The sequence below is a fragment of the Marinobacter sp. B-12 genome, from assembly GCF_056857915.1.
This window is the reverse complement of record NZ_JBSXOB010000059.1, coordinates 15,743-42,102: the sequence shown is the minus strand read 5'-3', so window position 1 is coordinate 42,102 and position 26,360 is coordinate 15,743. Positions and strand designations below refer to the sequence as shown.

General features: G+C 57.1%; 21 protein-coding genes and 1 pseudogene. 13 read left to right on the top strand and 9 right to left on the bottom strand.

Going from position 1 to position 26,360, the window contains the following annotated elements:
• Window positions 1-6 precede the first annotated feature (6 nt).
• The 5 genes and pseudogenes from AC13D2_RS13705 to cobA form a co-directional block, all read left to right on the top strand.
• Window positions 7-2,586: a DNA translocase FtsK gene (locus AC13D2_RS13705; RefSeq protein WP_292050159.1), complete on the top strand. Its 2,580-nt coding sequence runs from the start codon at window positions 7-9 to the stop codon at window positions 2,584-2,586.
• Window positions 2,587-2,598: 12 nt separating this feature from the next.
• Window positions 2,599-3,255 (top strand): outer membrane lipoprotein periplasmic chaperone LolA, encoded by a 657-nt coding sequence (gene lolA / locus AC13D2_RS13700; RefSeq protein WP_292050160.1) that lies wholly within the window; start codon window positions 2,599-2,601, stop codon window positions 3,253-3,255.
• On the top strand, window positions 3,255-4,598 hold the full coding sequence (locus tag AC13D2_RS13695) for a replication-associated recombination protein A (RefSeq protein ID WP_420388857.1): 1,344 nt from the start codon (window positions 3,255-3,257) through the stop codon (window positions 4,596-4,598). Before lolA ends, AC13D2_RS13695 begins: the two co-directional genes overlap by 1 nt.
• A 90-nt stretch (window positions 4,599-4,688) precedes the next feature.
• The gene (gene serS / locus AC13D2_RS13690; RefSeq protein ID WP_482938768.1) at window positions 4,689-5,963 is read left to right on the top strand and encodes a serine--tRNA ligase; all 1,275 of its coding nucleotides are present in this window, start codon (window positions 4,689-4,691) and stop codon (window positions 5,961-5,963) included.
• Between the two features lie 14 nt (window positions 5,964-5,977).
• Window positions 5,978-6,799, top strand: a pseudogene (gene cobA / locus AC13D2_RS13685) (uroporphyrinogen-III C-methyltransferase); the annotation flags it as partial.
• Between the two features lie 2 nt (window positions 6,800-6,801).
• Here cobA and AC13D2_RS13680 read toward each other — a convergent pair.
• Window positions 6,802-7,875 carry a 3-deoxy-7-phosphoheptulonate synthase gene (locus AC13D2_RS13680; RefSeq protein WP_292050163.1) on the bottom strand — a complete coding sequence of 358 codons (1,074 nt, stop codon included), beginning with the start codon at window positions 7,873-7,875 and terminating at the stop codon, window positions 6,802-6,804.
• 124 nt (window positions 7,876-7,999) lie between these two features.
• Between AC13D2_RS13680 and AC13D2_RS13675 the strand changes: the two genes are divergently transcribed.
• On the top strand, window positions 8,000-9,823 hold the full coding sequence (locus AC13D2_RS13675) for a DUF1631 family protein (protein WP_292050164.1): 1,824 nt from the start codon (window positions 8,000-8,002) through the stop codon (window positions 9,821-9,823).
• Between the two features lie 29 nt (window positions 9,824-9,852).
• The gene (locus AC13D2_RS13670; RefSeq protein WP_292050165.1) at window positions 9,853-10,263 is read left to right on the top strand and encodes a PilZ domain-containing protein; all 411 of its coding nucleotides are present in this window, start codon (window positions 9,853-9,855) and stop codon (window positions 10,261-10,263) included.
• A gap of 47 nt (window positions 10,264-10,310) precedes the next feature.
• Here AC13D2_RS13670 and AC13D2_RS13665 read toward each other — a convergent pair whose 3' ends face one another.
• The 7 genes from AC13D2_RS13665 to gloB form a co-directional block, all read right to left on the bottom strand.
• On the bottom strand, window positions 10,311-11,096 hold the full coding sequence (locus AC13D2_RS13665; protein ID WP_036205512.1) for an enoyl-ACP reductase FabI: 786 nt from the start codon (window positions 11,094-11,096) through the stop codon (window positions 10,311-10,313).
• A gap of 104 nt (window positions 11,097-11,200) precedes the next feature.
• On the bottom strand, window positions 11,201-12,790 hold the full coding sequence (locus AC13D2_RS13660) for an ABC transporter ATP-binding protein (RefSeq protein ID WP_482938767.1): 1,590 nt from the start codon (window positions 12,788-12,790) through the stop codon (window positions 11,201-11,203).
• Between the two features lies 1 nt (window position 12,791).
• On the bottom strand, window positions 12,792-13,814 hold the full coding sequence (locus AC13D2_RS13655; protein WP_482938766.1) for an ABC transporter permease: 1,023 nt from the start codon (window positions 13,812-13,814) through the stop codon (window positions 12,792-12,794).
• A 2-nt stretch (window positions 13,815-13,816) separates the two neighbouring features.
• The gene (locus tag AC13D2_RS13650; protein ID WP_482938765.1) at window positions 13,817-14,902 is read right to left on the bottom strand and encodes a microcin C ABC transporter permease YejB; all 1,086 of its coding nucleotides are present in this window, start codon (window positions 14,900-14,902) and stop codon (window positions 13,817-13,819) included.
• Window positions 14,903-14,940: 38 nt separating this feature from the next.
• A complete protein-coding gene (locus AC13D2_RS13645) occupies window positions 14,941-16,710 on the bottom strand; it encodes an extracellular solute-binding protein (RefSeq protein WP_482938867.1) in 1,770 nt (589 codons plus the stop codon).
• An 80-nt stretch (window positions 16,711-16,790) separates the two neighbouring features.
• Window positions 16,791-18,515, bottom strand: coding sequence for a lytic transglycosylase (locus AC13D2_RS13640; RefSeq protein WP_482938764.1), 1,725 nt, complete (start codon window positions 18,513-18,515; stop codon window positions 16,791-16,793).
• Between the two features lie 174 nt (window positions 18,516-18,689).
• Window positions 18,690-19,484, bottom strand: a complete 795-nt coding sequence (gene gloB / locus AC13D2_RS13635) for a hydroxyacylglutathione hydrolase (RefSeq protein ID WP_420388852.1) — start codon at window positions 19,482-19,484, stop codon at window positions 18,690-18,692.
• A gap of 93 nt (window positions 19,485-19,577) precedes the next feature.
• Between gloB and AC13D2_RS13630 the strand changes: the two genes are divergently transcribed.
• The 4 genes from AC13D2_RS13630 (at window position 19,578) to AC13D2_RS13615 (ending at window position 23,558) form a co-directional block, all read left to right on the top strand.
• Window positions 19,578-20,399 (top strand): class I SAM-dependent methyltransferase, encoded by an 822-nt coding sequence (locus AC13D2_RS13630; protein ID WP_292050172.1) that lies wholly within the window; start codon window positions 19,578-19,580, stop codon window positions 20,397-20,399.
• Window positions 20,399-20,845: a ribonuclease HI gene (gene rnhA, locus AC13D2_RS13625; RefSeq protein ID WP_420388851.1), complete on the top strand. Its 447-nt coding sequence runs from the start codon at window positions 20,399-20,401 to the stop codon at window positions 20,843-20,845. The genes AC13D2_RS13630 and rnhA overlap by 1 nt, the downstream gene beginning before the upstream one ends.
• A 48-nt stretch (window positions 20,846-20,893) precedes the next feature.
• A complete protein-coding gene (dnaQ, locus tag AC13D2_RS13620; protein ID WP_420388850.1) occupies window positions 20,894-21,604 on the top strand; it encodes a DNA polymerase III subunit epsilon in 711 nt (236 codons plus the stop codon).
• Window positions 21,605-21,851: 247 nt separating this feature from the next.
• A complete protein-coding gene (locus tag AC13D2_RS13615; protein WP_420388849.1) occupies window positions 21,852-23,558 on the top strand; it encodes a FimL-related protein in 1,707 nt (568 codons plus the stop codon).
• Between the two features lie 91 nt (window positions 23,559-23,649).
• Here the strand turns inward: AC13D2_RS13615 and AC13D2_RS13610 are convergent, their stop codons facing one another.
• Window positions 23,650-23,964 carry an SCP2 sterol-binding domain-containing protein gene (locus AC13D2_RS13610; protein ID WP_007154761.1) on the bottom strand — a complete coding sequence of 105 codons (315 nt, stop codon included), beginning with the start codon at window positions 23,962-23,964 and terminating at the stop codon, window positions 23,650-23,652.
• Window positions 23,965-24,195: 231 nt separating this feature from the next.
• Between AC13D2_RS13610 and sohB the strand changes: the two genes are divergently transcribed.
• Together sohB and AC13D2_RS13600 are read left to right on the top strand one after the other, a co-directional pair.
• On the top strand, window positions 24,196-25,260 hold the full coding sequence (gene sohB, locus AC13D2_RS13605; RefSeq protein ID WP_300494536.1) for a protease SohB: 1,065 nt from the start codon (window positions 24,196-24,198) through the stop codon (window positions 25,258-25,260).
• 24 nt (window positions 25,261-25,284) lie between these two features.
• Entirely contained in the window at window positions 25,285-26,283 is a 999-nt protein-coding gene (locus AC13D2_RS13600) for a YhdH/YhfP family quinone oxidoreductase (RefSeq protein WP_292050177.1), read from the top strand.
• Window positions 26,284-26,360 lie beyond the last annotated feature (77 nt).

The window sequence follows — 26,360 nt, the reverse complement described above, 5'->3', positions numbered from 1 at the left end:
GCATTCATGGCTGAGAGCGTAAAAGCAAAAAAATCCGGCGAACTGACCGAAAAACAGGAACGGTTCCGTCGCTTCCTGGCCCAGGGGGCCAGGGAAGGCGCGGTAATCGCCCTAATCGCCCTGTGCATTTATCTGGGAATGGCGCTAGTTACCTTCAGCCTTTCGGACCCTGGTTGGGCCAGCATCGGGCACGACACCAGTGTGCAGAATTACGCAGGCAGAACCGGTGCCTGGTTGGCCAGTCTTCTGCGTGACTTTTTTGGCCACGTCGCCTTTCTGTTTCCCGTGATGATCGCCGGCTATGCGTTAATGCTGATCCGCCGCCGCAATGATTCCATCGACATGCACATGCCGCTGTTCCTGCTGCGGTTCGGCGGTTTCCTGCTGATTCTTCTGTCGGCCACCAGTCTATTGTCGCTCTATTCGGTGTTCGGGCTGGGCGTGACGTCCGGCGGGGTGCTGGGCGCTGCGGTGTCCGAAGCTATGGTGCGCTTTTTCAACCTGCCGGCCACGACCCTGCTGCTCATCGCAATTTTCCTGTTTGCGCTGACGGTTAGCACCGGGCTGTCCTGGTTCTGGTTGATGGATCAGGTCGGCAACCTGACGCTCCGTACCGTTAACAGCATCAAAAATCTGTTCTCCTCTTCCGGCAAGGAAAAGCCGAAGCCAGCGGCTAAAGCCCCGGCTGCGCCCGAACCCGCGAAGAAGCCACCAGAGCCACCCACGGTGCGGGACAGGGTGGTAACCCAAAAATCTCCTGCGACCGGAAAATCCTGGTGGCGGCGCCTGCTGGGCCTTGGGCCCCGAGCTGATAAGGACAAAGCGTCAACACCCCGCCCGGAGCGAAAAGAGCCGGGCCTGGAAGGAATACTGCCAGTTGATGATGCCGAACCAGCGCGACTGGAAAGCTTCAGCTCCCATGACGACACGACACCGGTGGCCAAACCATCGGCAAAGGGGAACTCCAAGCCGGCCGGAAAATCCCTGAAGATATCGCCCTTCAAGCGCGATGATCCGTCCTCAGGCAGCACCAATGGCGCCAAAAGCAAGCAGGCGTCTCTGCTGGAAGACATTGAAAGCACGATTCCGCCCATTACCCTGCTGGACCCACCGGAGGAGCATAAGGAAAAGGGCTATTCCGAGGAATCGCTTCAACATATGTCGCGTCTTCTGGAAGAAAAACTGGCGGATTTTGGCGTTACCGTCGAAGTGGTTGAGGTTAATCCCGGGCCGGTTATTACCCGGTTTGAGATAAAACCCGCACCCGGCGTCAAGGTCAGCAAGATTTCCAATCTGGCGAAGGACCTCGCCCGCTCCCTGGCGGTTCTCAGTGTTCGCGTGGTTGAAGTGATTCCGGGCAAGTCGGTAGTGGGTATCGAGATACCAAACGAAGAACGGGAAATGGTCCGGCTCAGTGAGGTACTTAACGCTCGGGTGTTCCAGGACTCTTCGTCTGCGCTGACCCTGGCGTTGGGCAACGACATTGGCGGCAACCCAATGGTGGCTAATCTGGCGAAGATGCCGCATCTGCTGGTCGCGGGTACCACTGGTTCCGGTAAGTCGGTGGGTGTTAACGCCATGTTGCTGAGCATGCTGTTGAAAGCCACTCCGGAAGAAGTCCGTTTCATCATGGTCGACCCCAAGATGCTCGAATTGAGCATCTACGACGGCATTCCGCATCTGCTGGCTCCGGTGGTCACCGATATGAAAGACGCCGCTAATGCGCTGCGCTGGTGTGTGGCGGAGATGGAACGCAGATACCGGCTGCTGGCAAGCCTGGGTGTGCGTAACCTGGCGGGCTACAACCGTAAGGTTAAGGATGCAGCCGCAGCAGGTGAACCACTGCTCGATCCAACTTGGAAACCGGATGAGTATCTGGCGGACGACGAGCAGGAACGCCCGGAACTGGAAACCCTGCCGTTCATCGTGGTGGTCATCGACGAATTTGCTGACATGATGATGATCGTCGGCAAAAAGGTCGAGGAATTGATTGCCCGGATTGCCCAGAAGGCCCGTGCTGCAGGCATCCACCTGATCCTCGCGACGCAACGGCCGTCAGTGGACGTCATCACTGGTCTGATCAAGGCTAATATCCCCACGCGCATGTCATTCCAGGTATCGTCCAAGATCGATTCCCGCACGGTACTGGACCAGGGCGGGGCGGAGCAGCTTCTGGGGCATGGTGACATGCTCTACCTGCCTCCGGGCTCTGGTCTGCCGGTGCGGGTGCATGGGGCCTTTGTCGACGATGACGAAGTCCACCGGGTTGTCAGTGCCTGGAAAGCTCGTGGGGAGCCCGTTTATGTGGACGATGTACTGAATGGGGCAGAAGGCGAGAACCTGCCTGGCGTGCCTAACCTGAGCGAAGGCGGGGGCGACAGCGAGGGAGATGCGCTGTTCGATGAGGCGGTTGCCTTCGTTACCGAAGGTAGGCGGGTGTCAATTTCATCCGTACAGCGTAAATTCAAGATCGGCTATAACCGGGCCGCCAACCTGGTCGACGCCATGGAAGCATCCGGTGTGGTCAGCGCAGCCGGGCACAATGGCGCCCGGGAAGTTCTGGCACCACCGCCACCGAGAGATTAGGAGTAGCGATTCATGAGAGTTTCAGCAAAAGCCGTTTGGTTGATCACAGCGTTTTCCGCCCTGATATCGGTGATCACGCCAGCCATGGCGGACGATGCCAGTGCAAAGGCCGCAGCGGATCTGTCTTCGTTGCTCAAGAATTACGAATCCTTCCAGTCCGACTTTATTCAGATTGTGGTTAATGAAAATGGCAATCGCGTTCAGGAGAGCCGGGGTTCCCTGAAGGCCAAACGTCCTGGGTTGTTCTACTGGGAAACTCGTGAACCCCATTCCCAGTTTGTAGTCAGCAACGGCGAAACGGTGGAGGTCTACGATCCGGACCTCGAACAGGTCACCATCCACAACCTGGACGAGCGTGTTCAGACAACACCGGCCCTTCTGCTCAGTGGTGAGGTTGATAACCTCAATGAGACCTACCGCGTGTCCTCCCGCTCACCCGGAGAGAGCACCCGAGAGTTCACACTGGAACCGAGAAGCGAGGATTCCCTGTTCGTGTCCCTGAGACTGACCTTCCATAACGGTGAGCTTCAGGAAATGCGCATGCAGGATTCGCTGGCGCAGCTGAGCGTTCTCAGTTTTGAGGACATTCGCCTGAACGCTCCGGTGGAGGACAACGCGTTTACCCTGAATTACCCTGACAGCGTGGATGTGATCCGGGACGGGGCCTGATGCAGGATAGCCTGTTCGCGGAACAGCAGGGTTTCCGCCCGCTGGCTGCGCGAATGCGCCCGGCGAGCCTGGATGAATACGTCGGCCAGGCGCACCTGGTGGGCGAGGGCAAACCGCTCCGCCGGGCTGTTGAGCAGGGACAGCTCCATTCCATGATCCTGTGGGGGCCTCCGGGTGTTGGTAAGACCACCTTTGCACGCCTGCTCGCCAACCTCAGTGATCTGAGCTTTGAGACAGTCTCGGCCGTTCTCAGTGGCGTAAAGGATATTCGCCTCATCGTGGAGCGGGCGAAAGAACGCAAGCGCAGCGAAGGTCGCGATACCCTGCTGTTTGTCGATGAAGTTCACCGTTTCAATAAGAGCCAGCAGGATGCGTTTCTTCCACACATTGAAGACGGCACCTTTATCTTTGTCGGTGCGACCACGGAAAATCCTTCCTTTGAACTGAACAGTGCGTTGCTGTCCCGTACCCGCGTCTACGTACTGAAGAACCTTGAAGAAACCGACATTCTGGAACTGCTTGAGCGGTCGCTGTCCTCGCCGGAGGGTTTGGCAGGGCGATTCACCGTCGAAAAGAGTGTCCTGGAGCTGATGGCAACCGCGTCGGGCGGCGATGCCCGACGTGCGCTGAACATTCTGGAAGTGGCAACGGATCTTGCCGAGCCCGATGAAGACGATGCCGCCAGAATTACGTCTGATCATCTGGAACAGGTGCTGCAAACCAGTCTTAGGCGTTTCGATAAAGGTGGCGATGTTTTCTATGACCAGATATCGGCTCTGCACAAGTCGGTACGGGGTTCCGACCCCGATGGCTCCCTGTACTGGCTATGTCGTATGCTGGATGGCGGTTGCGACCCGTTGTACGTAGCCAGACGCCTGGCGCGGATTGCCAGCGAGGACATTGGCAATGCCGACCCCAGGGCGCTGCAGATTGCCATGGACGCCTGGGAGGCCCAGGAGCGATTGGGTTCCCCCGAGGGTGAGCTGGCGCTTGCCCAGGCAGTTACCTATCTTGCTCTTTCGCCCAAGAGCAACGCGGTCTATTCCGCCTTCAACCAGTGTATGGCCGACATCCGCAATGATCCTGACTACGAGGTGCCCGTTCACCTGCGTAATGCTCCCACCAAACTGTTGAAGTCCATGGGACATGGTGATGAATACCGCTATGCCCATGACGAGCCGGAAGCGTTCGCCGCCGGGGAATCCTATCTCCCTGAGGCCATTCATCAGCGCCGTTACTATGAGCCCGTCCATCGTGGCCTGGAAATCAAACTCGCCGAAAAACGCGACCGGCTCGATAATTGGAACCGCAACAGCGACCGCAAACGCTACCCGCAACGCTGAAATCTGCCACACGCTCCCGCCCGCTGTGGTCATAGCTCGCCGCGCAGGTATAATGCCCAGTTAATCGTGAACAACAGAAACAGGATAATCATGCTCGATCCCAAACGTGTCCGCACCCAGACTGAAGAGATCGCCCGTCGCCTTGCCATCAAGGGGTACGCCTTTGACAAAGCCACTTTCGATCAGCTTGAGGAGCGCCGTCGCGCGATCCAGCTGAAAACGGAAACTTTGCAGGGGGAGCAGAACCGCCGGTCAAAATCCATTGGCAAAGCCAAGGCGGCCGGTGAAGACATCCAACCGTTACTGGACGAAGTGGAAGACCTGAAGAAACAGAAGTCGGAAGCGGAAGACGGGCTGCGGGTACTACAGGAGGAACTGAACGACTTCCTCGCCGGCATACCGAACCTGCCTGACGATACCGTGCCAGCCGGAGACAGCGAAGACGACAACGTTGAGGTTCGTCGCTGGGGCACCCCCAAGCGTTTCGATTTTGAACCAAAGGACCACGTTGCATTGGGAGAAGCGCTGGGTGGCCTGGATTTCGAGACCGCCACTCGGTTGGCCCATTCCCGTTTCGCGGTAATGCGCGGCCCGGTTGCGCGCCTGCACCGGGCGCTTGCCCAGTTCATGATCAACCTTCACACGGACGAGCATGCGTATACGGAAGCCTACGTGCCGTACCTGGTAAACGCAGACACGCTCTTTGGTACAGGCCAGCTTCCCAAGTTCGAGGAAGACCTTTTTCGCATGGACGGGGAGAAGCCGTTGTACCTGATTCCGACGGCGGAGGTTCCGGCTACCAACCTGGTTAGCAATACCATTCTTGATCCGTCCGAACTGCCCCTGAAACTGGTCTGCCACACCCCCTGTTTCCGTAGCGAAGCCGGCTCTTACGGCCGTGATACCCGCGGTATGATCCGCCAGCACCAGTTTGACAAGGTGGAGTTGGTGCAGGTTGTTCGGCCCGAGGATTCCGAAGCGGCGCTCGAGGCGCTGACCGGACACGCCGAAAAAGTGCTGCAGCTCCTCGAACTACCGTATCGGCTGGTTGACCTCTGCGGCGGCGACATGGGGTTTGCGGCCGCACGTACCTACGACCTCGAAGTCTGGTTGCCGGGCCAGGACAAATTCCGTGAAATTTCCTCCTGTTCCAACGCCCGGGATTTTCAGGCACGGCGCATGCATGCACGCTGGCGTAACCCGGAAACCAATAAGCCGGAACCCGTTCATACGCTGAACGGCTCCGGACTTGCCGTTGGCCGCGCACTGATTGCGGTGATGGAGAATTATCAACAGGAAGACGGCAGCATCCTGGTTCCCGAGGTCCTTAAACCGTATATGGGAGGCGTAGACAGAATACAATGAGTGACAGACTCGACGATGCACCATGGAAGGGCGTTGGTGCAAAGCCTGCACCAGTTCGGTACCACAAGAACCCGGTAACGGAAAACCCGAATAGCTCCGAAGGAGAGGTCGCACTGGTTGGTGCCGGCCCTGGTGATCCGGAGTTACTGACGTTGAAGGCGTGGCGCCTCATCCAGTCAGCAGAAGTGGTTTTGTACGACCGCCTGGTGTCGCCGGAAATCCTGTCACTTATTCCCGAATCCGCCGAACGTATTCATGTGGGCAAGCAGCGTGCTAACCACACCTTGCCTCAGGATCAGATCAACAGCCGCCTGGTGGAGCTCGCCCGTGGGGGACGCAAGGTGGTGCGACTCAAGGGCGGTGACCCCTTTATTTTTGGCCGTGGCGGCGAGGAGATTGAAACCCTCGCAGCGGCCGGCGTGCGCTTCCAGGTGGTGCCCGGGATTACCGCAGCTTCCGGATGCGCGGCCTACGCTGGCATTCCGCTCACGCACCGGGACCACGCCCAGTCGGTTCGGTTTGTGACTGGCCACCTGAAGAACGACACCTGTGACCTGCCTTGGAAGGATTTCGTTCAGAATAACCAGACCCTGGTGTTCTACATGGGCCTGGTGGGGCTACCGATTATCTGCCAACAACTGGTTGCCCACGGTATGTCTCCGGAGATGCCGGTAGCGCTCGTTTCAAGGGGAACAACGCCGCACCAGCAGGTGGTGACGGGGGACCTGACAAACATCGTGGAAAGGGTGGAGAAGAATGCCGTGCCTGCCCCCACGCTGGTCATCATCGGCAACGTGGTGACCTTGAGAAGCAGGCTCGACTGGGTCGGGGGCTGAAATCAGCCCCGACGCTTCGGCAGAACGTCCTTCAGCTTTTCCCGCATATCGCGCAGGGCCTTTTCAGTGCTCTCCCAGTCAATGCAGGCGTCGGTCACGGACACACCGTATTTTAGGTCAGCCAGGTTTTCGGGAATCGACTGATTGCCCCAGTTCAGATTACTTTCCACCATCAAGCCCTGGATGGACTGGTTGCCCTCAACGATCTGGTGGGTAATGTCCTGCAGGACCAGCGGCTGGATGGCTGGGTCCTTGCTGGAATTGGCGTGGCTACAATCCACCATGATCGACTGGCGCAGTTTGGATTTCTCCAATGCCTGCTCACACAGGGCAACGCTGACTGAGTCATAGTTGGGCTTGCCACCGCCGCCGCGCAGAACCACGTGGCCGTAGTTGTTGCCCCGGGTACGGATGACTGCGACTTTGCCCTGCTGGTCAATACCCAGGAAGCTGTGGGGATGAGAGACCGATTTCATGGCATTAACCGCAACATCCAGGCTGCCGTCGGTACCGTTCTTGAAGCCAATGGCCATGGAAAGGCCGCTGCTCATCTCCCGGTGTGTCTGGGATTCAGTGGTGCGCGCGCCAATGGCGGACCAGGAGATCGTATCCTGCAGGTATTGCGGGGAGATAGGGTCCAACGCTTCCGTGGCGGTTGGCAGTCCCAGCTCGGAGATGTCGAGAAGCAGACGACGACCAATGTGCAGGCCCTGCTCGATGTCAAAGGTGTCGTTGAGGTGCGGGTCGTTAATCAGGCCCTTCCAACCTACGGTGGTGCGGGGCTTTTCGAAATATACCCGCATAACGATGAGCAGGGTATCGCTGACTTCGTCTGCAAGTTTCTTCAGCTTGGCGGCGTATTCCCGGGCAGCTTCGACATCATGAATGGAGCAGGGGCCCACCACCACAAACAGGCGATGGTCCTTGCCGTCCATGATGTCATAGATGGCCTTTCGGCCTTTCTCCACGGTTTCCGCGGCCTTGCCGGAAAGTGGCATCTCCTGCTTGAGCGCTTCAGGGGTAATTAAAGGTTCCTGACTCGCCACATTCAGATTCTCTAGTTTGGTGCCCGACATTCTGTTGTCATCCCCGTCGCATAAAACATGACTGGCCGGCGCTTAGTTGCGGTAAACCCCGGCGAGTTGGTTATACTGCGTTATTTGATGAACCTTTTCAACGCTTCTGACGCGCGGGGAACGGATGCAGCAGAGCACGCAGACAAAGCGCAAGGTACTGTCCCGGAAACAGGTCGTAAAGAGGATTGGGGACGTGCTCTCAGGCATTCGTGTACCCGATCTTCCCTATCCTGCAGGCAAGGTAGCTGCAGACACGGCCAGCGACTGGCGGCCACTGTTGCTGTCCTGCTGGACGGAGCAGCGGGATGAGCCCGTCACCCGCGTTATCCGCTCGGTCTCTTTGACCTGGTCGGTCAGGCAGATTAATTCCGCCTATGTGGCGGACCGAATTATGGATGTGTTTCTCCAAACCAGCGGTCTCCATCCCGAACTGGCCCTGCGAATTGCCCGCCTTCGGTTCTTTTTCGCCTGGCGAATGAACCTGGAGGGTGCCGAAGCGCTCAACGATACCATCGTGCACTGGCTTGATAGCCTGCAGAACTGTAGGGGATGGAGTGGTTCTGGCGGGCGCTCAGGGAGAGCCCTTCTGGACCAGCTGGATTCGCTGACCATAGCGGTTTCAGGCTGTTTTGATTCCGGGGACGTCGGGCCGGTTATCGAGTTCTGCCGTCAGTGGGAAGAGGATGCCGGAAAGCGTGAACAGCAGAATGAGCGTTTACGTCAGCGGTTATTGGAAACAGAACAGGGAGCCGCCCGCCAAAGGAAGGCGGAACAGACGGCGAGGGCGCTGGTGGGCCGAGCCCTCCAGAATCGTCAACTGCCGCAAGCCGTGGTTCGGTTTATCTTTGATCACTGGTTTGCCCTGATCAAACAGATCGTCTGGCAGGAAGGCAGCGAGGGCGACAATTGGCGGCATGCCAGCAAACTATTGGAATGGCTGGTCTGGATCGGCGATCCGGCACTTTCCGACAAGGACAGGAACCGCCTTTACACGGTAGGGGAGCAGATTGGCGACCGGATCAGCGATGTCTGGAATCGCGTCAATGGAAAACCCCTGGATGATGTGGCGCTGCAGGGCGTCCAGTCGGTTATGGTGGATCGTCTGAGGGGCGAAACACCCGAGTTGGTGTCCGCATTGCCGGAGGACGATCGTTTCTCATGGGATTCTTCCTGGTTGTCGCTTTCCACACCGCCTGAAACCGAGTTTGAGCCCTTGCTGGGGGACTGGTTTGTGGAAGGCGAGGGCGCCGCGGAGCGACGTCGGTTTTTCTTCGCCCTGCTGCCGGATACCTGCGAAGTGCTTTGGACCAATGGTGCCGGGGTCAAGCTGGGGCTGATGCCCTGGTCAAGGTTCTCCGCGGCTCTCGATAGCGGCACCCTGCGACCAATGCCACCTTTAACCCCTTTTGGGCAGGTACTGGCAGAAACCATTACCTCGTTATCCGTGGTGCTTGAACGTCAGACGTTGCAGCGGGAAGAAGCCGCCAGGGAGGCGAGAGCGCGGGCAGAATCCTTGCGTCGGGAAAAGGCAGAAGCAGAGCAATTGCGCCAACAGGAGGAAGCCGCCAGGCTGGCCGAACTCGCGAGGCAGAAGAAAGAGGCGGACGATCGACGCGTCGCTGACAAAGAAGCCGAACAGCAGCGCCTGTTGCTAGAGCGGGAAACCGCTGCGAGGGAACTGGTAGAAGGCATCAAGCTGGGCGGTTGGATCGTCGAGGAAAGCACTGGTGAGGGCAAGGACGCCGCTCGCCTGAAGCTGGCTGTACGGATCAATGCATCCCGTAAGTTGGTGTTTGTGGACCGGCTGGGACTTAATCGTCGCGAATTCCTGGTGGATGAGCTTGTGGATCACGTGGTGATGGGCCGGGTACGCGTTCTGGGAAGCTCCGCAGATTTTGATGACGCCCTGTCACGGGTGGTCGGCCGAATCAGGGTTGGTCGAAACTGATCGGATAAAACAGTATCGGATAAATGATCATGAGCGATATCGATTACAGGTTTGGCGACTATGACGATGCTCCGGAATCCGGGGATAATCGTTCTGAATACCGGCTGACGGCGAGTGCAAGTGTGACCCTGGAGCTGGAATCACCGATTCCGGAGGCCCAAGGTGATCAGTCTGGACGGACGCTGGTATCACGCACCCGCGATGTCTCCGCCCGTGGAATCCGGTTGACGACCGCAGAACCGGTAATCCGAGGTGCGCTGCTTCCCGCCTGGGTCACCCTGGACGATGATAATGAGCCGTTCGGTCTGATGGCGGAGGTTGTCTGGTGTCGAGCAAGCACTGAAACCAGTTGGTTGGTGGGACTTCAGATACTGGAGTCGGATGACACATCGTTTCTGGAGTGGGTGGAAGCTGTCGCAAAGGCGATGTCAGAGGGGTGAATCGCCCCGGCAAGGCCCGCAAGCCCTGCCGGGAAAAGCTGGTGGGTTCAGTCTTCCAGCTCGCCCATGCCGGTAATGTTGAAGCCGGCGTCAACGTACATGATTTCACCGGTAATGCCGCTGGCCATGTCGGAACACATGAAAGCAGCGGCGTTACCCACTTCGTCAGTGGTCACGTTGCGGCGAAGCGGTGCCCGCCTGGCGTTCTCGGCCAGCATACGGCGGAAACTCTTGATACCAGAGGCCGCCAGAGTCTTGATCGGCCCCGCTGAGATGGCATTCACCCGAATACCATCACGTCCCAGGCTGCCGGCCATATAGCGAACGTTCGCCTCGAGGGAAGCCTTGGCCAGGCCCATGACGTTGTAGTTCTGCAGCACTTTTTCGGCACCCAGGTAGCTGAGGGTCAGCAGGGAGCTGTTTTCATGCATCATCTTGCGACCAGCCTGGGCCAGGGCAACAAAGCTGTAAGAGCTGATGTCGTGGGCGATGCGGAAGCCTTCCCGCGTGGTGACGTCCACATAGTTGCCATCCAGCTCGTTGGCTGGGGCGTAGCCCACAGAATGGACAATAATATCGATATCGTCCCAGTGCTTGCCCAGCTCAGTAAACACGGCTTCTATTTCGTCATCGCTGGCGACATCGCATGGAAAAATCAGCGAACTGCCCCAGCCTTCGGCAAATTTCTCTACCCGGGACTTGAGCTTTTCATTCTGGTAGGTGAATGCCAACTCGGCGCCCTGCTTGGCAAAGGCTTCCGCGATGCCATAAGCGATGGAGTGTTTGCTTGCAACGCCGACAATCAGTGCTTTTTTGCCACTGAGTAATCCCATAACGATTCTCCCTGTGTTTCAGTTTAAGGCATTATCCATGAACCGCAGCGGTGCGGGTAACGCTCAATTGGTCGTAGTGATCGGGCGTGGCCTGTAGCTGCCCTCTATTGGCTGTAGAACAGGGCCGCCCCAAGCAGTTCACGGGTGTAATCGTGCTTTGGTGTATTGAATATCTCGGCGGCATCGCCGTATTCCACGACCCGACCGTTCTTCAGTACCAGCAATTTATGGCTCAGCGCCCGGACCACGGCCAGATCGTGGCTGATAAACACATAGCTTAGACCATATTTGTCCTGTAGATCCCGTAGCAGGTTAATCACCTGCTTTTGCACGGTCCGGTCCAGGGCAGAGGTGGGTTCGTCCAGAATGATGAGCTCGGGCTGCAGTACCAGCGCCCGGGCAATGGCGATGCGTTGGCGCTGGCCACCCGAGAATTCATGGGGATAGCGGTGACGGGCCTGTGGGTCGAGGCCGACGTCTGTGAGCGCCTGTATCACTCTCCGGTCCTGTTCTTCGGGTGTCGCCGGTACGTGTATCTCCAAGCCTTCCCGCACTATTTCGGCGACTGACATCCGCGGGCTAAGGCTGCCGAACGGGTCCTGGAAAACGATCTGGATACGGCTGCGCCATGGCCGGAACTGTTTCTGGTCGAGCGCGCCAAGTTCTTCACCGCTAAGCCGAATGCTGCCGCGACTGGAGGTGAGTTTCAGCAGGGCGTGGCCGATGGTGGTCTTGCCGCTTCCGCTTTCACCAACAATACCCAGGGTTTCGCCTTCGGAGAGCGAGAAGCTGACGTCGTCGACCGCCTGAAACCACGACTGAGGCCGACCAAGCAGGCTTTTGCGGGTGACGAAGCGAACATCAAGATTGCTCACATCCAGCAGCGACCTGTTGTCGACCATGATGCCCGACGGCGAGGCCGGAGGTTCTGCGTCCAGCAAGCGCCGGGTATAGGCATGCTGTGGGGCTTCAAACAGCTGCGCTGTCGGCGCCTCCTCGATCAGTTGGCCCTGTCCCATCACCACGACATGGTCTGCGTAGCGCCGAACGATGGATAAGTCGTGGGTAATCAGCAAAATCGCCATGCCCAGTTTGTGTTGCAGGTCTTTCAACAACTCCAGTACCTGCTTCTGGACGGTGACATCAAGGGCTGTTGTGGGCTCGTCTGCGATCAGCAGGTCCGGCTCGTTGGCGAGGGCCATGGCAATCATCACCCGCTGCTTCTGGCCGCCGGAGAGCTGATGAGGGTAGCTCGTCAACCGCTCCTCAGGCGAGGGAATGCCGACCAGTTCCAATAGCTCCACGCAACGGTCACGGGCCTGTGGGCCGCGCAGCCCCTTATGCAGGGCGAGGGTTTCGCTGATCTGCTTTTCCACTGTGTGCAGCGGATTGAGCGAGGTCATTGGCTCCTGGAAAATCATGCTGACATGACGACCGCGGATCTGTCGAAGGCGTTTCTGACTGGCCTTCAACATGTTCTCTCCCTGGAAAAGGATGGCGCCGGACGGATAGCTGGCGTGGCGTTCGTCGAGCAGCCGGAGAATAGACAGGGCGGATACGGACTTCCCGGAACCGCTTTCTCCCACCAGAGCGACAGTTTCACCATTGTCGATGCTCAGCGATAATTGATCCACAGCCTGAATGGTGTCATCAAAACGTATGGACAGATCCCGGATTTCCAGCAGTTTCGACATATCAGTTCTTTCTCGGATCGAAGGCATCACGCACGGCTTCACCGACAAACACCAGCAGCGTCAACATGATGGACAGGGACACAAACGCCGATATACCCAGCCACGGGGCATGGAGGTTGGATTTCCCCTGCGCGATCAGCTCGCCCAGGGAGGGTGACCCGGACGGTAGGCCAAAGCCCAGGAAGTCCAGCGACGTCAGCCCGGTAATCGCGCCGGTCAGGATGAACGGTAGAAAGGTGAGGGTGGCCACCATGGCATTGGGGAGGATATGGCGGAACATGATTTTTCGGTTACCCAGCCCCAGGGCCCTCGCAGCCTTCACGTATTCGAAATTACGGGCGCGCAGGAATTCCGCGCGAACCACGTCCACCAACCCCATCCAACTGAACAACAGCATGATGCCCAGCAGCCACCAGAAATTGGGTTGCACGATACTGGACAGGATAATCAGCAGGTAGAGCACTGGAAGCCCGGACCAGACTTCGATAAACCGCTGCCCCAGTAGATCAACCTTGCCGCCGTAGTAGCCCTGGATAGCACCCACAACCACACCCACGATGCAGCTGAGAATGGTTAGTACGAGCCCAAAGAGTACGGAAATGCGGAAACCATAAATCACCCGCGCGGCCACATCCCGGCCCTGGTCATCGGTGCCGATCCAGTTTTCAGCGCTGGGGGGGGCCGGCGACGGTACCTCAAGGTTATAGTTCGTGGTGTTGTAACTAAAACGAATGGGTGGCCAGATCATCCAGCCGTTTGCCTCGATTTCATCGGCAATAAACGAATCGCGATAGTCCGCTTCGGTGGGCAGAAACCCGCCGAACGTTTCCTCGGGCACACTTTCCACGATCGGAAAGTAAACATCCCCTTTGTAATAGGCAACCAGCGGTACGTCATTCGCAATCACCTCGGCGATGAGCGAGAGCCCGAAGAGGGCCAGGAATATCCACAGGGACCAAAAACCACGACGGTTATTGCGGAAGTTGCGAAGCCGCCTATGCTGGATAGGAGAGAGCGTTACCATGCCTACGACCCCTCTCGGCTTTCGAAATCAATGCGGGGGTCCACCAGAACGTATGTGATATCGCTGATCAGTTTCAGTACCAATCCCATAAGCGTAAAGATATAGAGGGTGCCGAATATCACCGGATAATCCCGATTCAAGGCCGCCTCAAAGCCCAGTAGTCCAAGGCCATCCAGGGAGAAAATCACTTCAATCAGCAACGAGCCAGTGAAGAATAACGACACAAGCACGCCGGGAAGGCTGGCAATGACAATCAGCATGGCGTTGCGGAACACATGCCCGTAAAGCACCTGTTTCTCTTCCAGACCCTTGGCTCTGGCGGTCACCACATACTGCTTGCTGATCTCATCAAGGAAGGAATTCTTGGTCAGCAGGGTGAGGGTGGCGAAGCCGCCGATGACATTGGCCGTGACAGGCAACGCCAGGTGCCAGAAATAATCACCGATTTTCTGGTACCAGTTGAGTTCACCGAAGTTGGACGAGGTCAGCCCCCGTAGCGGAAACCAGTCCAGATAACTGCCCCCAGCGAACAGGACAATCAACAGTATCGCAAACAGGAAGCCTGGTATGGCGTAGCCCACCACGATGGCGGAACTGCTCCAGACATCGAATCGCGATCCGTCGGTGACGGCCTTGCGGATACCGAGGGGGATCGAGATCAGGTAGATAATCAGGGTAGACCACAATCCCAGGGAGATGGACACCGGCATTTTGTCCAGAATCAATTCGATCACCGAGCGGTCCCGAAAAAAGGACTCGCCAAAATCAAAGGTGGCATAATCGCCGAGCATTTTCAGGAATCGCTCATGGGCCGGCTTGTCGAAGCCGTACATAACCTCTATCTCTTTGAGAAGCTCGTCCGGCAGGCCTCGGGAACCGCGGCTGTCGCCACTTGATGAAGTAACCTCGCCACCGGAACCGCCGCCGCTGGCCCTGGCGAGGGCACCGCCACCGTGCCCTTCCGTTTCGGCAATCAACTGCTCAACGGGACCGCCAGGGGCGGCCTGAACAATCACGAAGTTGAGCAGCATGATCCCGAGTAACGTGGGGATAATCAGCGCCAGGCGCCTGAGGATATAACTGCCCATTCAGCGGAACTCCGTCAAGGTTGTGTCAGAGATCTGCGTCATTGGTCAGTGCTTTCTACCCACCAGTTGTTAACGTCCACACCGTTTTTGGGAACCGTCTCCGGCCGCTGCAGGAACGACCAGTAGGCGATCCGATCCTTGGGCAGGTACCAGTTTGGCACCACGTAGTGTCCGTGCAGCAGAACCCGGTCCAGCGCACGCGTACGGTGAACAAGCTCCTCCCGGGTAGGCGCCTGAATCACCAGGTTGACCAATTCATCAACCACCGGGCTGTTGACCCCCATATAGTTGCGCGAGCCCTTCACATCGACATTGGAGGAATGCCAGTATTCACGCTGCTCGTTGCCGGGGGAGTCGGACTGGCCGATGCCCTGGACCGTCATGTCGTAGTCGAACTCGCGAAGGCGCTGTATGTACTGGTTGGTATCCACCAGACGCACGGACACATCGATGCCCAGCCTCTCGAGGTTGTTCTTGAAGGGCAGCACCACCCGTTCGAAGGTTTTCTGAAAGAGCAGGATCTCGAACGCCAGGGGGGCCCCGGTTTCCCGATTCACCATGGTGCCATCCCTGACCTCGTAACCAGCCTCTCGTAATAACGTCAGCGCTTTACGGAGATTGTCGCGGAGCCCACCTTTACCCGCCGTGGAAGGCGGCTGATACGCTTCATTGAAAACGTCGTCGGGCAATTGATCGCGATAGGGTTCGAGGATCTCCAGTTCGCGTCCTTCGGGCAGGCCGGACGACGCCAGTTCGCTGTTCTCGAAGTAGCTTGAGGTGCGGGTGTATTGCCCGAAGAAAAGGTTTTTGTTGGCCCATTCAAAGTCGAACGCGTAAGCCAGCGCCTCCCTTACACCAGGGTCACTGAAAACCTGGCGGCGGGTGTTCATTGCGAAGGCCTGCATGCCGGCGGGACGGCCATGCTCGACGGCCTCGGTTTTCACCTTGCCGGAGTCGAACTGGGTGCCGGTGTAGGCCGTGGCCCAGTTCTTGGCCGAGGATTCTACTCGAAAATCGAAATTACCGGCACGGAAGGATTCAAGGGCGACGGTGTCGTCTTTGTAGTAGTCATAGTGTATTTCATCGAAATTAAACCGTCCCTTGCGTACTCCGATGTTCCTGGCCCAGTAATCCTCCACCCGTTTGAAGGTGATGGAGCGACCCGCCTCGAAGTCGCCAATGCGATACGGACCGCTGCCAACGGGCGGTGTCAGACCGTTGTCGCCAAATTCGCGATCTTTCCAGTAATGGCTTGGAAGCACGGGCAGTTGGCCGAGAATCAGTGGCAGTTCGCGGTTGTTGGTGTCACCAAACTCGAAGCGGATAGTTTGGTCGTCTTCGATGATTACCTCGGACACGTCTGCATAATAGTTGCGATAGAAAGGGTGGCCTTCGGTGGTCAGGACATCGAACGAGAACTTCACGTCCTTCGCGGTAATGGGTTCACCATCCTGGAACCGGGCTTCATCACGGAGATGAAAGGTAACGTAACTGCGGTCTTCCGGGGTTTCAATGGACTCGGCAATCAGGCCATACGCGGAAAAAGGTTCGTCCGCCGACGGTTCCATCAGCGTATCGTATAGGTATGTGTTAATGCCCGCCGCGGCTACACCGCGAATAACGAAAGGGTTAAAGGTGTCGAATCCATTGGCCACCACGGCCATTCGAAGGACGCCGCCCTTGGGTGCCCCGGGGTTAACGTAGTCAAAGTGTGGGAAACCTTCGGCGTATTGGGTGTCGCCGTGCATGGCAATGCCGTGTCTCGCCTCCGGCTCGGCTGAAGCAGATTGCCATGGAAGGAGAGCCATGGCGGTAACGGTAAAAACACTAATGAGGGATGAGGCTTTCCGTGTTCTTGTCATAGATCTCGCACGTTTCCGGTTCAGACTCAGGGGCTGTTTCTTATGTCGACATAGAGTACCAGACTTTGCCCGGGCTGAAGATAACGGGAGGTGTTGAGGTCGTTCCAGCTTGCGATGTCTCTCACATTAACTGCAAAGCGGCTGGCGATGGTTGACAGGGAATCGCCTTTGCGGACCTGATAGCCCACTTTGCGCACCATGCCTTTGCCACGATTGTTGCTGGCCAGCATGGCAGGCTGCTTGGATTTCGACCAGATGACCAGTTTCTTGCCGGGCATCAGCGGGTCACCGGGGGCCATGCCGTTCCAGGACGCCAACTGACGGACGGACACCCGGTGTTCGCGGGCGATGTCCCAGAAGGTGTCCCCGGAGCGGACCGTGTAGTCAACCCGAGTACCGTTGCTGCTCTTGCCGCTCCGTTCCTGTTTCCTGGCGAGTCGTTCACTGGCGCTCAGGGAATAAGTGCCCGCCTGTTCGGCAGCGGAGGGAATCATCAGCCGTTGGCCGATGCGGATGATGTGACTGTCGAGGTTGTTGACCTGTTGTATCACCGACGGCGTGGTGGAATAACGTCTGGCAATGGTGCTCAGCGTATCGCCGGATTTCACCTTGTAGTTTCGCCAGGAAACGCGTTTCGCCGGATCCATACCCTTGAGGGCCGTGGCGAAGTTTTCAGCGTGCTCACGGGGGATTAGCAGCCGGTGGGGGCCATCCGGTGACGTCGCCCAGCGATTGTAAGAGGGGTTGAGCAGGTAAATCTCGTCGATATCGACACCAGCCAGTTCCGCTGCCTGTGCCAGATCGAGCTGTGAACCGGTGTCCACTACTTCAAAGTAGGGCTCGTCGTCCAGCGGAGGCAGCTCAATGCCATAAGCCTGTGGATCATCGAAAATCTTCGCCAGGGCGATCAGTTTGGGGACGTAATGGCGGGTCTCCCGAGGCAGGTCGAGGGACCAGTAATCCGTTGGCTCATTACGCTTACGGTTGCGGCGCATGGCGCTGGAAACCGTGCCGCCACCGCTGTTATAGGCCGCAAGCGCCAGCATGTAGTCGCCATCGAATCGCGTTGCCAGTCGATCAAGGTAGGTCAGCGCCGCATCGGTGGCGGCAACGATATCGCGGCGATCATCATGCCACCAGCTTTGGCTCAGACCAAAATACTTGCCTGTTGAGGGAATGAATTGCCACAGGCCAGCAGCACGACCGTGAGAGTAGGCAAACGGATCAAAGGCACTCTCCACCACTGGCAGCAGAGCCAGTTCCGTGGGTAGTCCGCGTTTTTCGGCTTCGGACAGAATATAGTGCAAGTAGCGGCTGCCACGATCAACGACTCGATCAATGTACCGTGGATGCTTTTTGTACCAGTTCAATTGCGCCTGGACCCTGGGCTCGCTGGCGTCATGATCCAGCTCAAATCCTGCCCGCAGGCGGTGCCACAGGTCGGGAGTAGCATCATTCTCTTCCGCGATCTTCTGGTCGGGCTCGTCCAGCTTTTCTCTGGCGTCTTCCGCGGTTTTCTTGAGCGTTGGGTCGATGGCGTCGTCGAGCTTTGTTCGGGACGCGCGGCCCGTTGGGTCGTCATCAGGTGAGGACTCTATCGCCTCTTTTAGCTCGTCGTCTCCGGCCGCCACGGTCAGTTTTTCCGAGGCGAGTACGTCACTTGATGAAGACTCTGTAAAAGGATCAAGAGCGCTGCAGCCACTGGCAAGTGCGCCAAGGAGAAACAGGGTGGAGAATCGCGAGACCGTCATATGACTACTTCCGGTGGCTGGTCGAAGCCGGGATGGACTGTATGAAAACCCGGCATATTTAATGAGTTATGACACAAAAGTTACACGGATTCTATTGGAACGCTTTTCAGAGGGTCAACAAGACTCGCGTTACGTCATTGATAGAAATTGTTACCTACCTCTAGCGCGTTTCCTTTAAAACGTATCCTTGCCGTGCCTTGTTGCTGCGAACACGTCGTTGTCCGATTCAACGGCCAGGCCCGCTTTCTGTGCATATTGGTGCGCGGCGGCGACTACTGCCTCATCGTCCCAGCGCAGGAATGGGTTCAGTCGCTTCTCTTCACCGAGGATGGATGGAACGGTGGGCATGCCATCGTCCCGACGTTTCTGGCAGCGGGCCTCGAATTCCCTGAGCAGCTCGTCGTCCGGTAGCCAGTGACGAGCGAATTTGAGGTTGGCCAGAGTGTATTCATGAGCACAGTACACGGCCGTGTCGTCTGGCAGGCCCCGCAGGCTTTCCAGTGAGCGTTTCATTTGCTCCGGAGACCCTTCGAACAGGCGCCCGCAACCGCATACAAACAGGGTGTCGCCACAAAACAGGACCGGACGGTCGTTGACACGCACGTCGGTGTAATAGGCAATATGGTCAAGTGTGTGCCCGGGTACACCGAGCACATCGAATGTGAGCTGTTGCCAGACCACCTCATCGCCGGGGTGTACTTCGCTGGTGGCGCCCTTGAAGGGAGAATTCGCCGGGCCGATGATCCTGCATTCGGATACTGTTCCGGCAAGTTTGCTCACGCCGCCCACGTGATCGGGGTGGTGGTGGGTCACCAGGATGGTGTCCAGTTGCAGTCCGTTGTCTGCCAGGAATTCGATGACCGGCTCCGCCTGCCCGGGGTCCACGATCAATGCCTTGCGGTCCTCACTGTTGGACAGGCACCAGATGTAGTTGTCATTGAAGGCTGGAATAGCGTTAATGGTCAGCATAGGCTCCACATGTGCGATACGAGTGTGACTGTTATCATAGTGTATTAATCCCGGTGTCCCAACACCGGAGAAACAAGCCAGGGGAACGCAGCAATGAGCCCAGCAGGTGACGTTGACTATTCTGCCCGACATGGCAGCTTCGAGAGCTGGTTCCAGACGCCCCTGGGCCGTTCGCTATTGGCCGATCAGCGTGCATGCGTTGAACACCATGTTCGCGCCCTGTCCGGAGCGAGGCAGTTGCAGGTTGCAGTCAGCCATCGCCTGCCACTGGCCAGCGGAACTGATTTTGCCCAACGTGTTCTGACGACGCCGAACTGGCAGTCATCCATTCCCGACGGTGTGGCGGTCTGCGATGCCGACGAGTTACCTTTTCCCGGTGATTCCATGGATCTGGTAATCCTCCACCACACGGCAGATTTCTCACCGCATCCCCACCAGGCGCTGCGGGAGGCCTCCAGGGTGCTTAGAGGGGAGGGCATGATGGTTCTGATCGGATTCAATCCGTTTAGTCTATGGGGCCTACGGAAATTGGTTTCCAGGCATAGTGAGGGCCCCTGGGGTGGTCGTTTTTTGATGAAGGGGCGCATGGAAGACTGGCTCCGACTACTGGATTTTTCCGTCGAGTCATCGGGTTCCTCGTTTTTCCAGGTTCCGCTTCAACGGGCGGTTCTCGCGGAGCGCAGGGGCCTGATGGAAAGGTTGTGCGGAAACCGTTTCCTGCCGGTGGGGGCTTATTACTGTATCCTTGCCAAAAAGCGCGTTTATTCCAGATTACAACGTCGGCCAACCTGGCAAGGACAGAAAGTCACCGCCCTGCCAGGAAGGGGCGCAGTGGGGGCATCGCGTGGCTACCCGGGGCACCCCGAAAATGGTCGGTGCGCCATATTGAAACACAAGCATGTCGAGGAGTATTGATGGCCGGAAAGGTTGTTCTCTATACCGATGGGGCCTGCAAGGGTAACCCCGGACCAGGAGGCTGGGGCGTTGTTCTGCGGTACGGCGATGCCAACAAGATGCTGCACGGCGGTGAGGCGAATACCACCAACAATCGCATGGAGTTGATGGCTGCAATACAGGGTTTGAAAGCACTCAGGCGCGCTTGCGACGTAGAGCTCTATACCGATTCCCAGTATGTCCGCAAGGGCATCACCGAATGGATGACGGGCTGGAAACGAAATGGCTGGAAAACAGCCGCGAAAAAACCGGTCAAGAATGAAGATCTGTGGCGGGAGCTGGACGACGAGGTGGCTCGCCACAAGGTCAATTGGCACTGGGTGAAGGGGCACTCGGGCAATCCCGACAACGAGCTGGCTGACGAGCTCGCCAACCGCGGTGTGGAAGAACTGGCGAACGCCGGATAGCAACGGCGTGACCGATGGGTAACCAATGGGGTAACCGATAGGAAAACCATGAGACAGATTGTACTGGATACGGAAACCACCGGTATCGACCCGGCGGAAGGTCACCGGATTATCGAAATTGGCTGCGTTGAACTGATGGAGCGTCAGGTCACCGGTCGGCACTATCACGTCTACATTAACCCCGAGCGGGAAGTGGAGGCGGAAGCTATAACAGTTCACGGCATCACCAACGAGTTTCTGGCGGATAAACCAAAATTCGCCGAAATAGCCGACGAGTTCTTTGAGTTCATTAAAGGCGCCGAGCTGGTTATCCACAACGCGGCGTTCGATATCGGATTCATGGATTCCGAGTTCGCTCGCCTGAAGCCCGTTCGCAGGACGACGGAGCATTGCGGCGTAGTGGACTCCCTCGCCATCGCCCGCAAGAAGCATCCTGGCCAGAAGAACAATCTGGACGCGTTGTGCAAGCGCTACGGGATCGACAACAGCAACCGTGAGCTTCACGGTGCGCTGCTGGATGCGGAAATACTTGCTGATGTCTATCTTTTGCTGACAGGCGGTCAGACTGCACTTTCTCTGGATGCGGGCGGTGACGAAGCCGGGGGTGAGGGCGGTATCCGTCGCCTGGCAGAAGATCGCAATCCATTGCCTGTGCTCAGCGCCAGCGACGACGAGCGTGCCGCTCACGACGAATTCATGGCGTTGCTGGCGAAACAGGCTGGTGCGACCGTATGGGATAAGCTGTCCGCTGAAGAATAAGCTGAGCCGGATTATGTTTTGGCAGTGTGAACTGTGTGTCGCGCTGTACGTTTTGTTACATTCCTGCTTTCTTGAGCTACTTGAGTTTTATGTTATAAGTAATGATAAGTTCGCGAGTTTTCGCGAACTTTTTTGTTTTAGCCGGGAAGGGTAAATCTGGCTCATAAAGTGATTCTTCAAACAACCGACAAGATCACATTCCAAGAACAGGACGCGGTAGTTTCCGCATACATTACAGGAAGCGTTTATGGTTCAATCGTCTCTGGCGACGAAATCACAGTCATTTGATCTGGTCAAAAGTGAGATTGAGCAGACCATCAAACAGGCAGAGTCCAGCCTTGAACGCTTTCAGGAAAACCGTGAAAGCGGTGAGGATCTGCAGAACTGTGTGGATTTTCTGAATCAGCTCCGCGGTATTTTCATTCTTGTCGAACTGCGTGCCGGCACCCTCCTGTGCCAGGAAGCCGTCAGTATGGCCAATGATGTTCCCGTTGGCGCCAACGACGACAAGAATATCCTTCTGACGACCCTCAACAGCGCGCTGTTCATTCTGCGCCGTTACGTTGAATATTATCATCAGCAGCGAGCGGATCATCCGGAGTTGTTGCTGCCGGTTATCAATGATCTGCGCGAAGCCCGTAAGGAAAAACCTTACCCGGAATCCTGTTTCTTTGATGTGGACGTCAAGGAGCGGCCGGATTTCTGCTCGGGGCTTTCCCTCCAGGCGTTTGATGGTAACGAGGCGGACTACGAAATATTGGCCCGCCGTATGCGGCTGACATTCCAGGTTGCACTGCTGGGTGTGCTTCGCGAAAAGAGCGATGTGGTCAGCAAGAAACTTTTTGGCCGGGCAGCGCGTGGATTTGCTCGGCTTTGTCAGGGGCAGCCCATGGGGCAGATGTGGTGTCTGGTTGCCATTGTGGCGGATACCATGCTTGATCGTGTCATGGGGTTCAGCAAGGCCCGAAAGCGCATGTTCATGCGTATCGAGAAATATTCCCGGGAAGTCGTGTACGTTGGTAAGGTGGCTACGGCCAAGGATGCGCCGGACTCTCTCATTCGTGATCTGGTGTATCTGCTCTATAGGAGTGGATCGGCAAATCCCGAGGTGACCTCTGTACTGTCAGCTTATCGGCTGACGCCTGCGGAATTCCCGGACTCCATGCTTGATGCCCATGCCCGTCGCCTTTATGGCCCGGGCACCGATGTTCTCAAGTCATTGTCGACGGCATTGCAGGACGAACTGAATCAGCTCAAGGACAAGCTCGACATTGTTGAGCGTGGCATCGAGCCGGACCTGGCGGAGCTGTCCTCCATTGCAGGCGCCCTGGAGCGTCTGGCCAACACGCTGGTCATGCTGGATCTCAACCAGTTGGGAACCATGGCTCGGGGGGAAGCCGCGAAGTTGCGCACCTGGGAGGAAGAGAATCGTCTGCCAGAGGACGATGAACTCTACAAGCTGGCGGATTCCGTATTGGGTATCGAGGATGCCGTGATGCAAATTGTGGTCCGTGGTATTACCTCGGAAACCGACGCCCTTGCGGGTGGTCAGCGTACCCGTGAAGAATCCCTTTACCTCCATGAGGCCACCTATGTGGTAGCCGACGAAGCGAAAAGTGCACTGACCCTCGCAAAACGCGCCATAACGGCGTTTATCGAGTCGGACTACGACAAGCTCCACCTCGCCAATCTGCCTACCACGTTGCACAGTATCTGGGGTGGGCTCCACATGCTGAACGATCCCGGAGCGGCCTCGGTGTTGGAACGCGTGGCAGCGTCCATTCAGGAGCGATTACTGGACGCCAGGGAGGCGCCTCAGGCTCAGGTGCTGGAAGCGCTGGCGGACGCATTAACGTCCCTCGAATACTACATCGAGAGCGTTGGCAGGCGGGAAGATCGCAATGCGGACTTGTTGAAACTGGCGGAATCCTCATTGGAGGACGTGGGGCTCTAGCCGTTGCGCGGTTCAAACCCAATAAAAAAAACCCTGCCGTGTGTGCAGGGTTTTTTATGGGCAGACAACGGACCATTCGCCCGTAGAGCGATCAGCCCATATTAAACAGCTCGCCCAGTTTGGTTGCCAGCATCATGTCGCCCTCAGCGCGCAGCTGACCGGCCATAAATGCCTGCATGCCATCGGTTTCGCCGGAAACGATGCCCTGCAGGGTTTCGGAGTTCATGATCAGGGTGACGGAAGGGTCGTCATGGGCGCCTTCAGCCATCTTGCAGGTGCCATCCTTGATAACCAGGTGATAGGTCTTGTCGTCCTCGATGTCGAACTGGAATACCAGATCCAGGCCTTCAGCTGCGTCCGCGTTAAAATTCTGTTCGAGTTTCTCGAATATCTGAGCTACAGACATTATTTTACCCTTATTGATGGTTGTCGTGGCGTATTGACGGCTTCTGGTTCCTTGCCTTTCGCCTGCATGGAAGCCCGGGTGAGCCGACGTAGCCATTCGACTTTAGGGTTAGACATTACTGGTGTCAAGCTCGATCGAACGCTTGTTTTAATTTGTTATTGGTTCTATGGCTTGTACCTCAGGGCACCTCGGTTACAATCGAGCGCTCAAGAATAATCCTGGAGAAGCAACTTGGAATTTCTGACAGAGTTTGGTTTGTTTATTGCGAAAACGGTCACCCTTGTGGTGGCACTTCTGGTCATTGTTTCAGTGGTTTTATCCGCTGCCCATAAGGACAAGGATGATCAGGGGAGTGATGGGGAGCTGCGGGTTCGCAAACTCAACGAGAAATACCGCAAGCTGAGGGAGTCACTTCAGGCCAAACTGCGCAGCGACTCGGAGCGCAAGGCTTTTGAAAAAGCCCGTAAAAAAGAAGATAAGGCCAAGCAGAAAGCCGAGAAGGCGAAGCGCAAATCCGGCGATGCTGAAGAAAAACCCCGCCCCAAGGTTTACGTGCTGGACTTTGATGGTGATATCAAGGCCAGCGATACGGACTCTTTACGCCGCTCGATCACAGCGGTGCTGAGCGTTGCGGAGCCCGAAACCGATGAAGTGATGATACGTCTTGAAAGTGGCGGCGGCCTGGTTCACTCATACGGACTTGCGGCTGCCCAGTTGGACCGTATTCGCGCCAAGGGTATCCGGCTTACGGCCTGCGTCGATAAAGTTGCCGCCAGTGGTGGTTACATGATGGCGTGTGTGGCTGACAGGATCGTCGCGTCGCCATTTGCGATTCTCGGATCCATTGGTGTTGTTGCCCAATTGCCCAACTTCCATCGTTTCCTCAAGAAAAACGACGTCGACTTCGAAATTCTGACGGCCGGTGAGCACAAGCGCACCATGACCGTATTCGGGGAGAACACGGATAAAGGTAGAACCAAGTTTCTTGAAGACCTGGAAGATACCCACGTGTTGTTCAAAGAATACGTGGGTGAACGCCGCCCGGAACTGGATATTGCCGCGGTTGCAAATGGCGATATCTGGTTTGGCAGGCGCGCCCTGGAGGTCAAACTGGTGGATGAGATAAAGACCTCAGACGAATTTCTCATTGAGGCCTGTGACAGGGCAGACGTAATCTCGGTAGGTTTCCAGCGCAAACGCACGTTGCCGGAAAAGCTCGGCCTGGCCACCAGCGCGGCACTTGAACACACCGTATGGCGGGTACTGGGCGCGTTCCGCAACCAGAAAATTCAGTAAACCTACAGTAACGGGAACAGAGTCATGACAAACAACACCGAGTTCAAGGCATGGCGCGTTCAGGAGCAGGGCGGCGAGTTCGCGGGTTCCGAGCAGACGCTGCACGTATCCGATTTGCCCGAAAACGACGTCCTTATCAAAGTCAGTCATTCGTCCCTGAACTACAAGGATGCCTTGTCCGCGTCCGGAAACAAGGGCGTTACACGTAACTTCCCCCACACTCCGGGCATCGATGCCGCCGGGGAAGTTGTAGAGGCCTCCTCCGGCTCTTTTTCCGCCGGCGACCAGGTGCTGGTAACCGGTTACGACCTGGGTATGAACACCGACGGTGGCTTCGGCGAATACATCCGGGTACCGGCCGAGTGGTGTGTGGCAATGCCCAAGGGCTGGAGCGCCCGCACCGCCATGATATACGGCACAGCCGGCCTCACGGCGGGCTTGTGCGTACAAAAGCTGTTGACCATGGGGGCTAGCCCCGAGCAGGGCAAAGTCGCCGTCAGTGGTGCCAGTGGCGCTGTCGGCAGCGTAGCGGTTGAGCTGCTTGCGAGCCTCGGCTTCGAAGTAGTGGCCATCAGTGGCAAACAAGACCATGCCGATACGCTGAAAAACCTTGGTGCTACGGAAGTGCTGGGGCGCGAAGCTCTGGCAGCCGAAAAGAAGCCAATGCTGAAACCGGTCTATGCCAATGCCGTCGATACCGTTGGCGGCGGCCCGTTGGCCGAGTTGCTGAAACAGATCCACCCAGGCGGTTCTGTCTCCTGCTGTGGTCTGGTCGCTGGGCCACAACTGGAAACCACCGTTCTGCCGTTTATCCTGCGGGGCAACAACCTGCTGGGCGTGGATTCGGTTGAAATTCCCCTGTCCGACAAACAGTCAGTCTGGGACAAGTTTGCCGGTGACTGGGCGTGCAAGAAAACGGAAGCGTCTGCCCGCGACATCGGGCGTAGTGAGCTGGATGGGGCTTTGAAGGCGTTCCTGAAAGGGGAGTCATCCGGGAAAATTGTTCTCGACCATTCCAAGTAAGGAACGACGAGACCTCTCAGAGGCGGGTTTCTAAAAAAGTCCGCCAGAACGAAGAGGGAGCTGATGACCAAAACTGT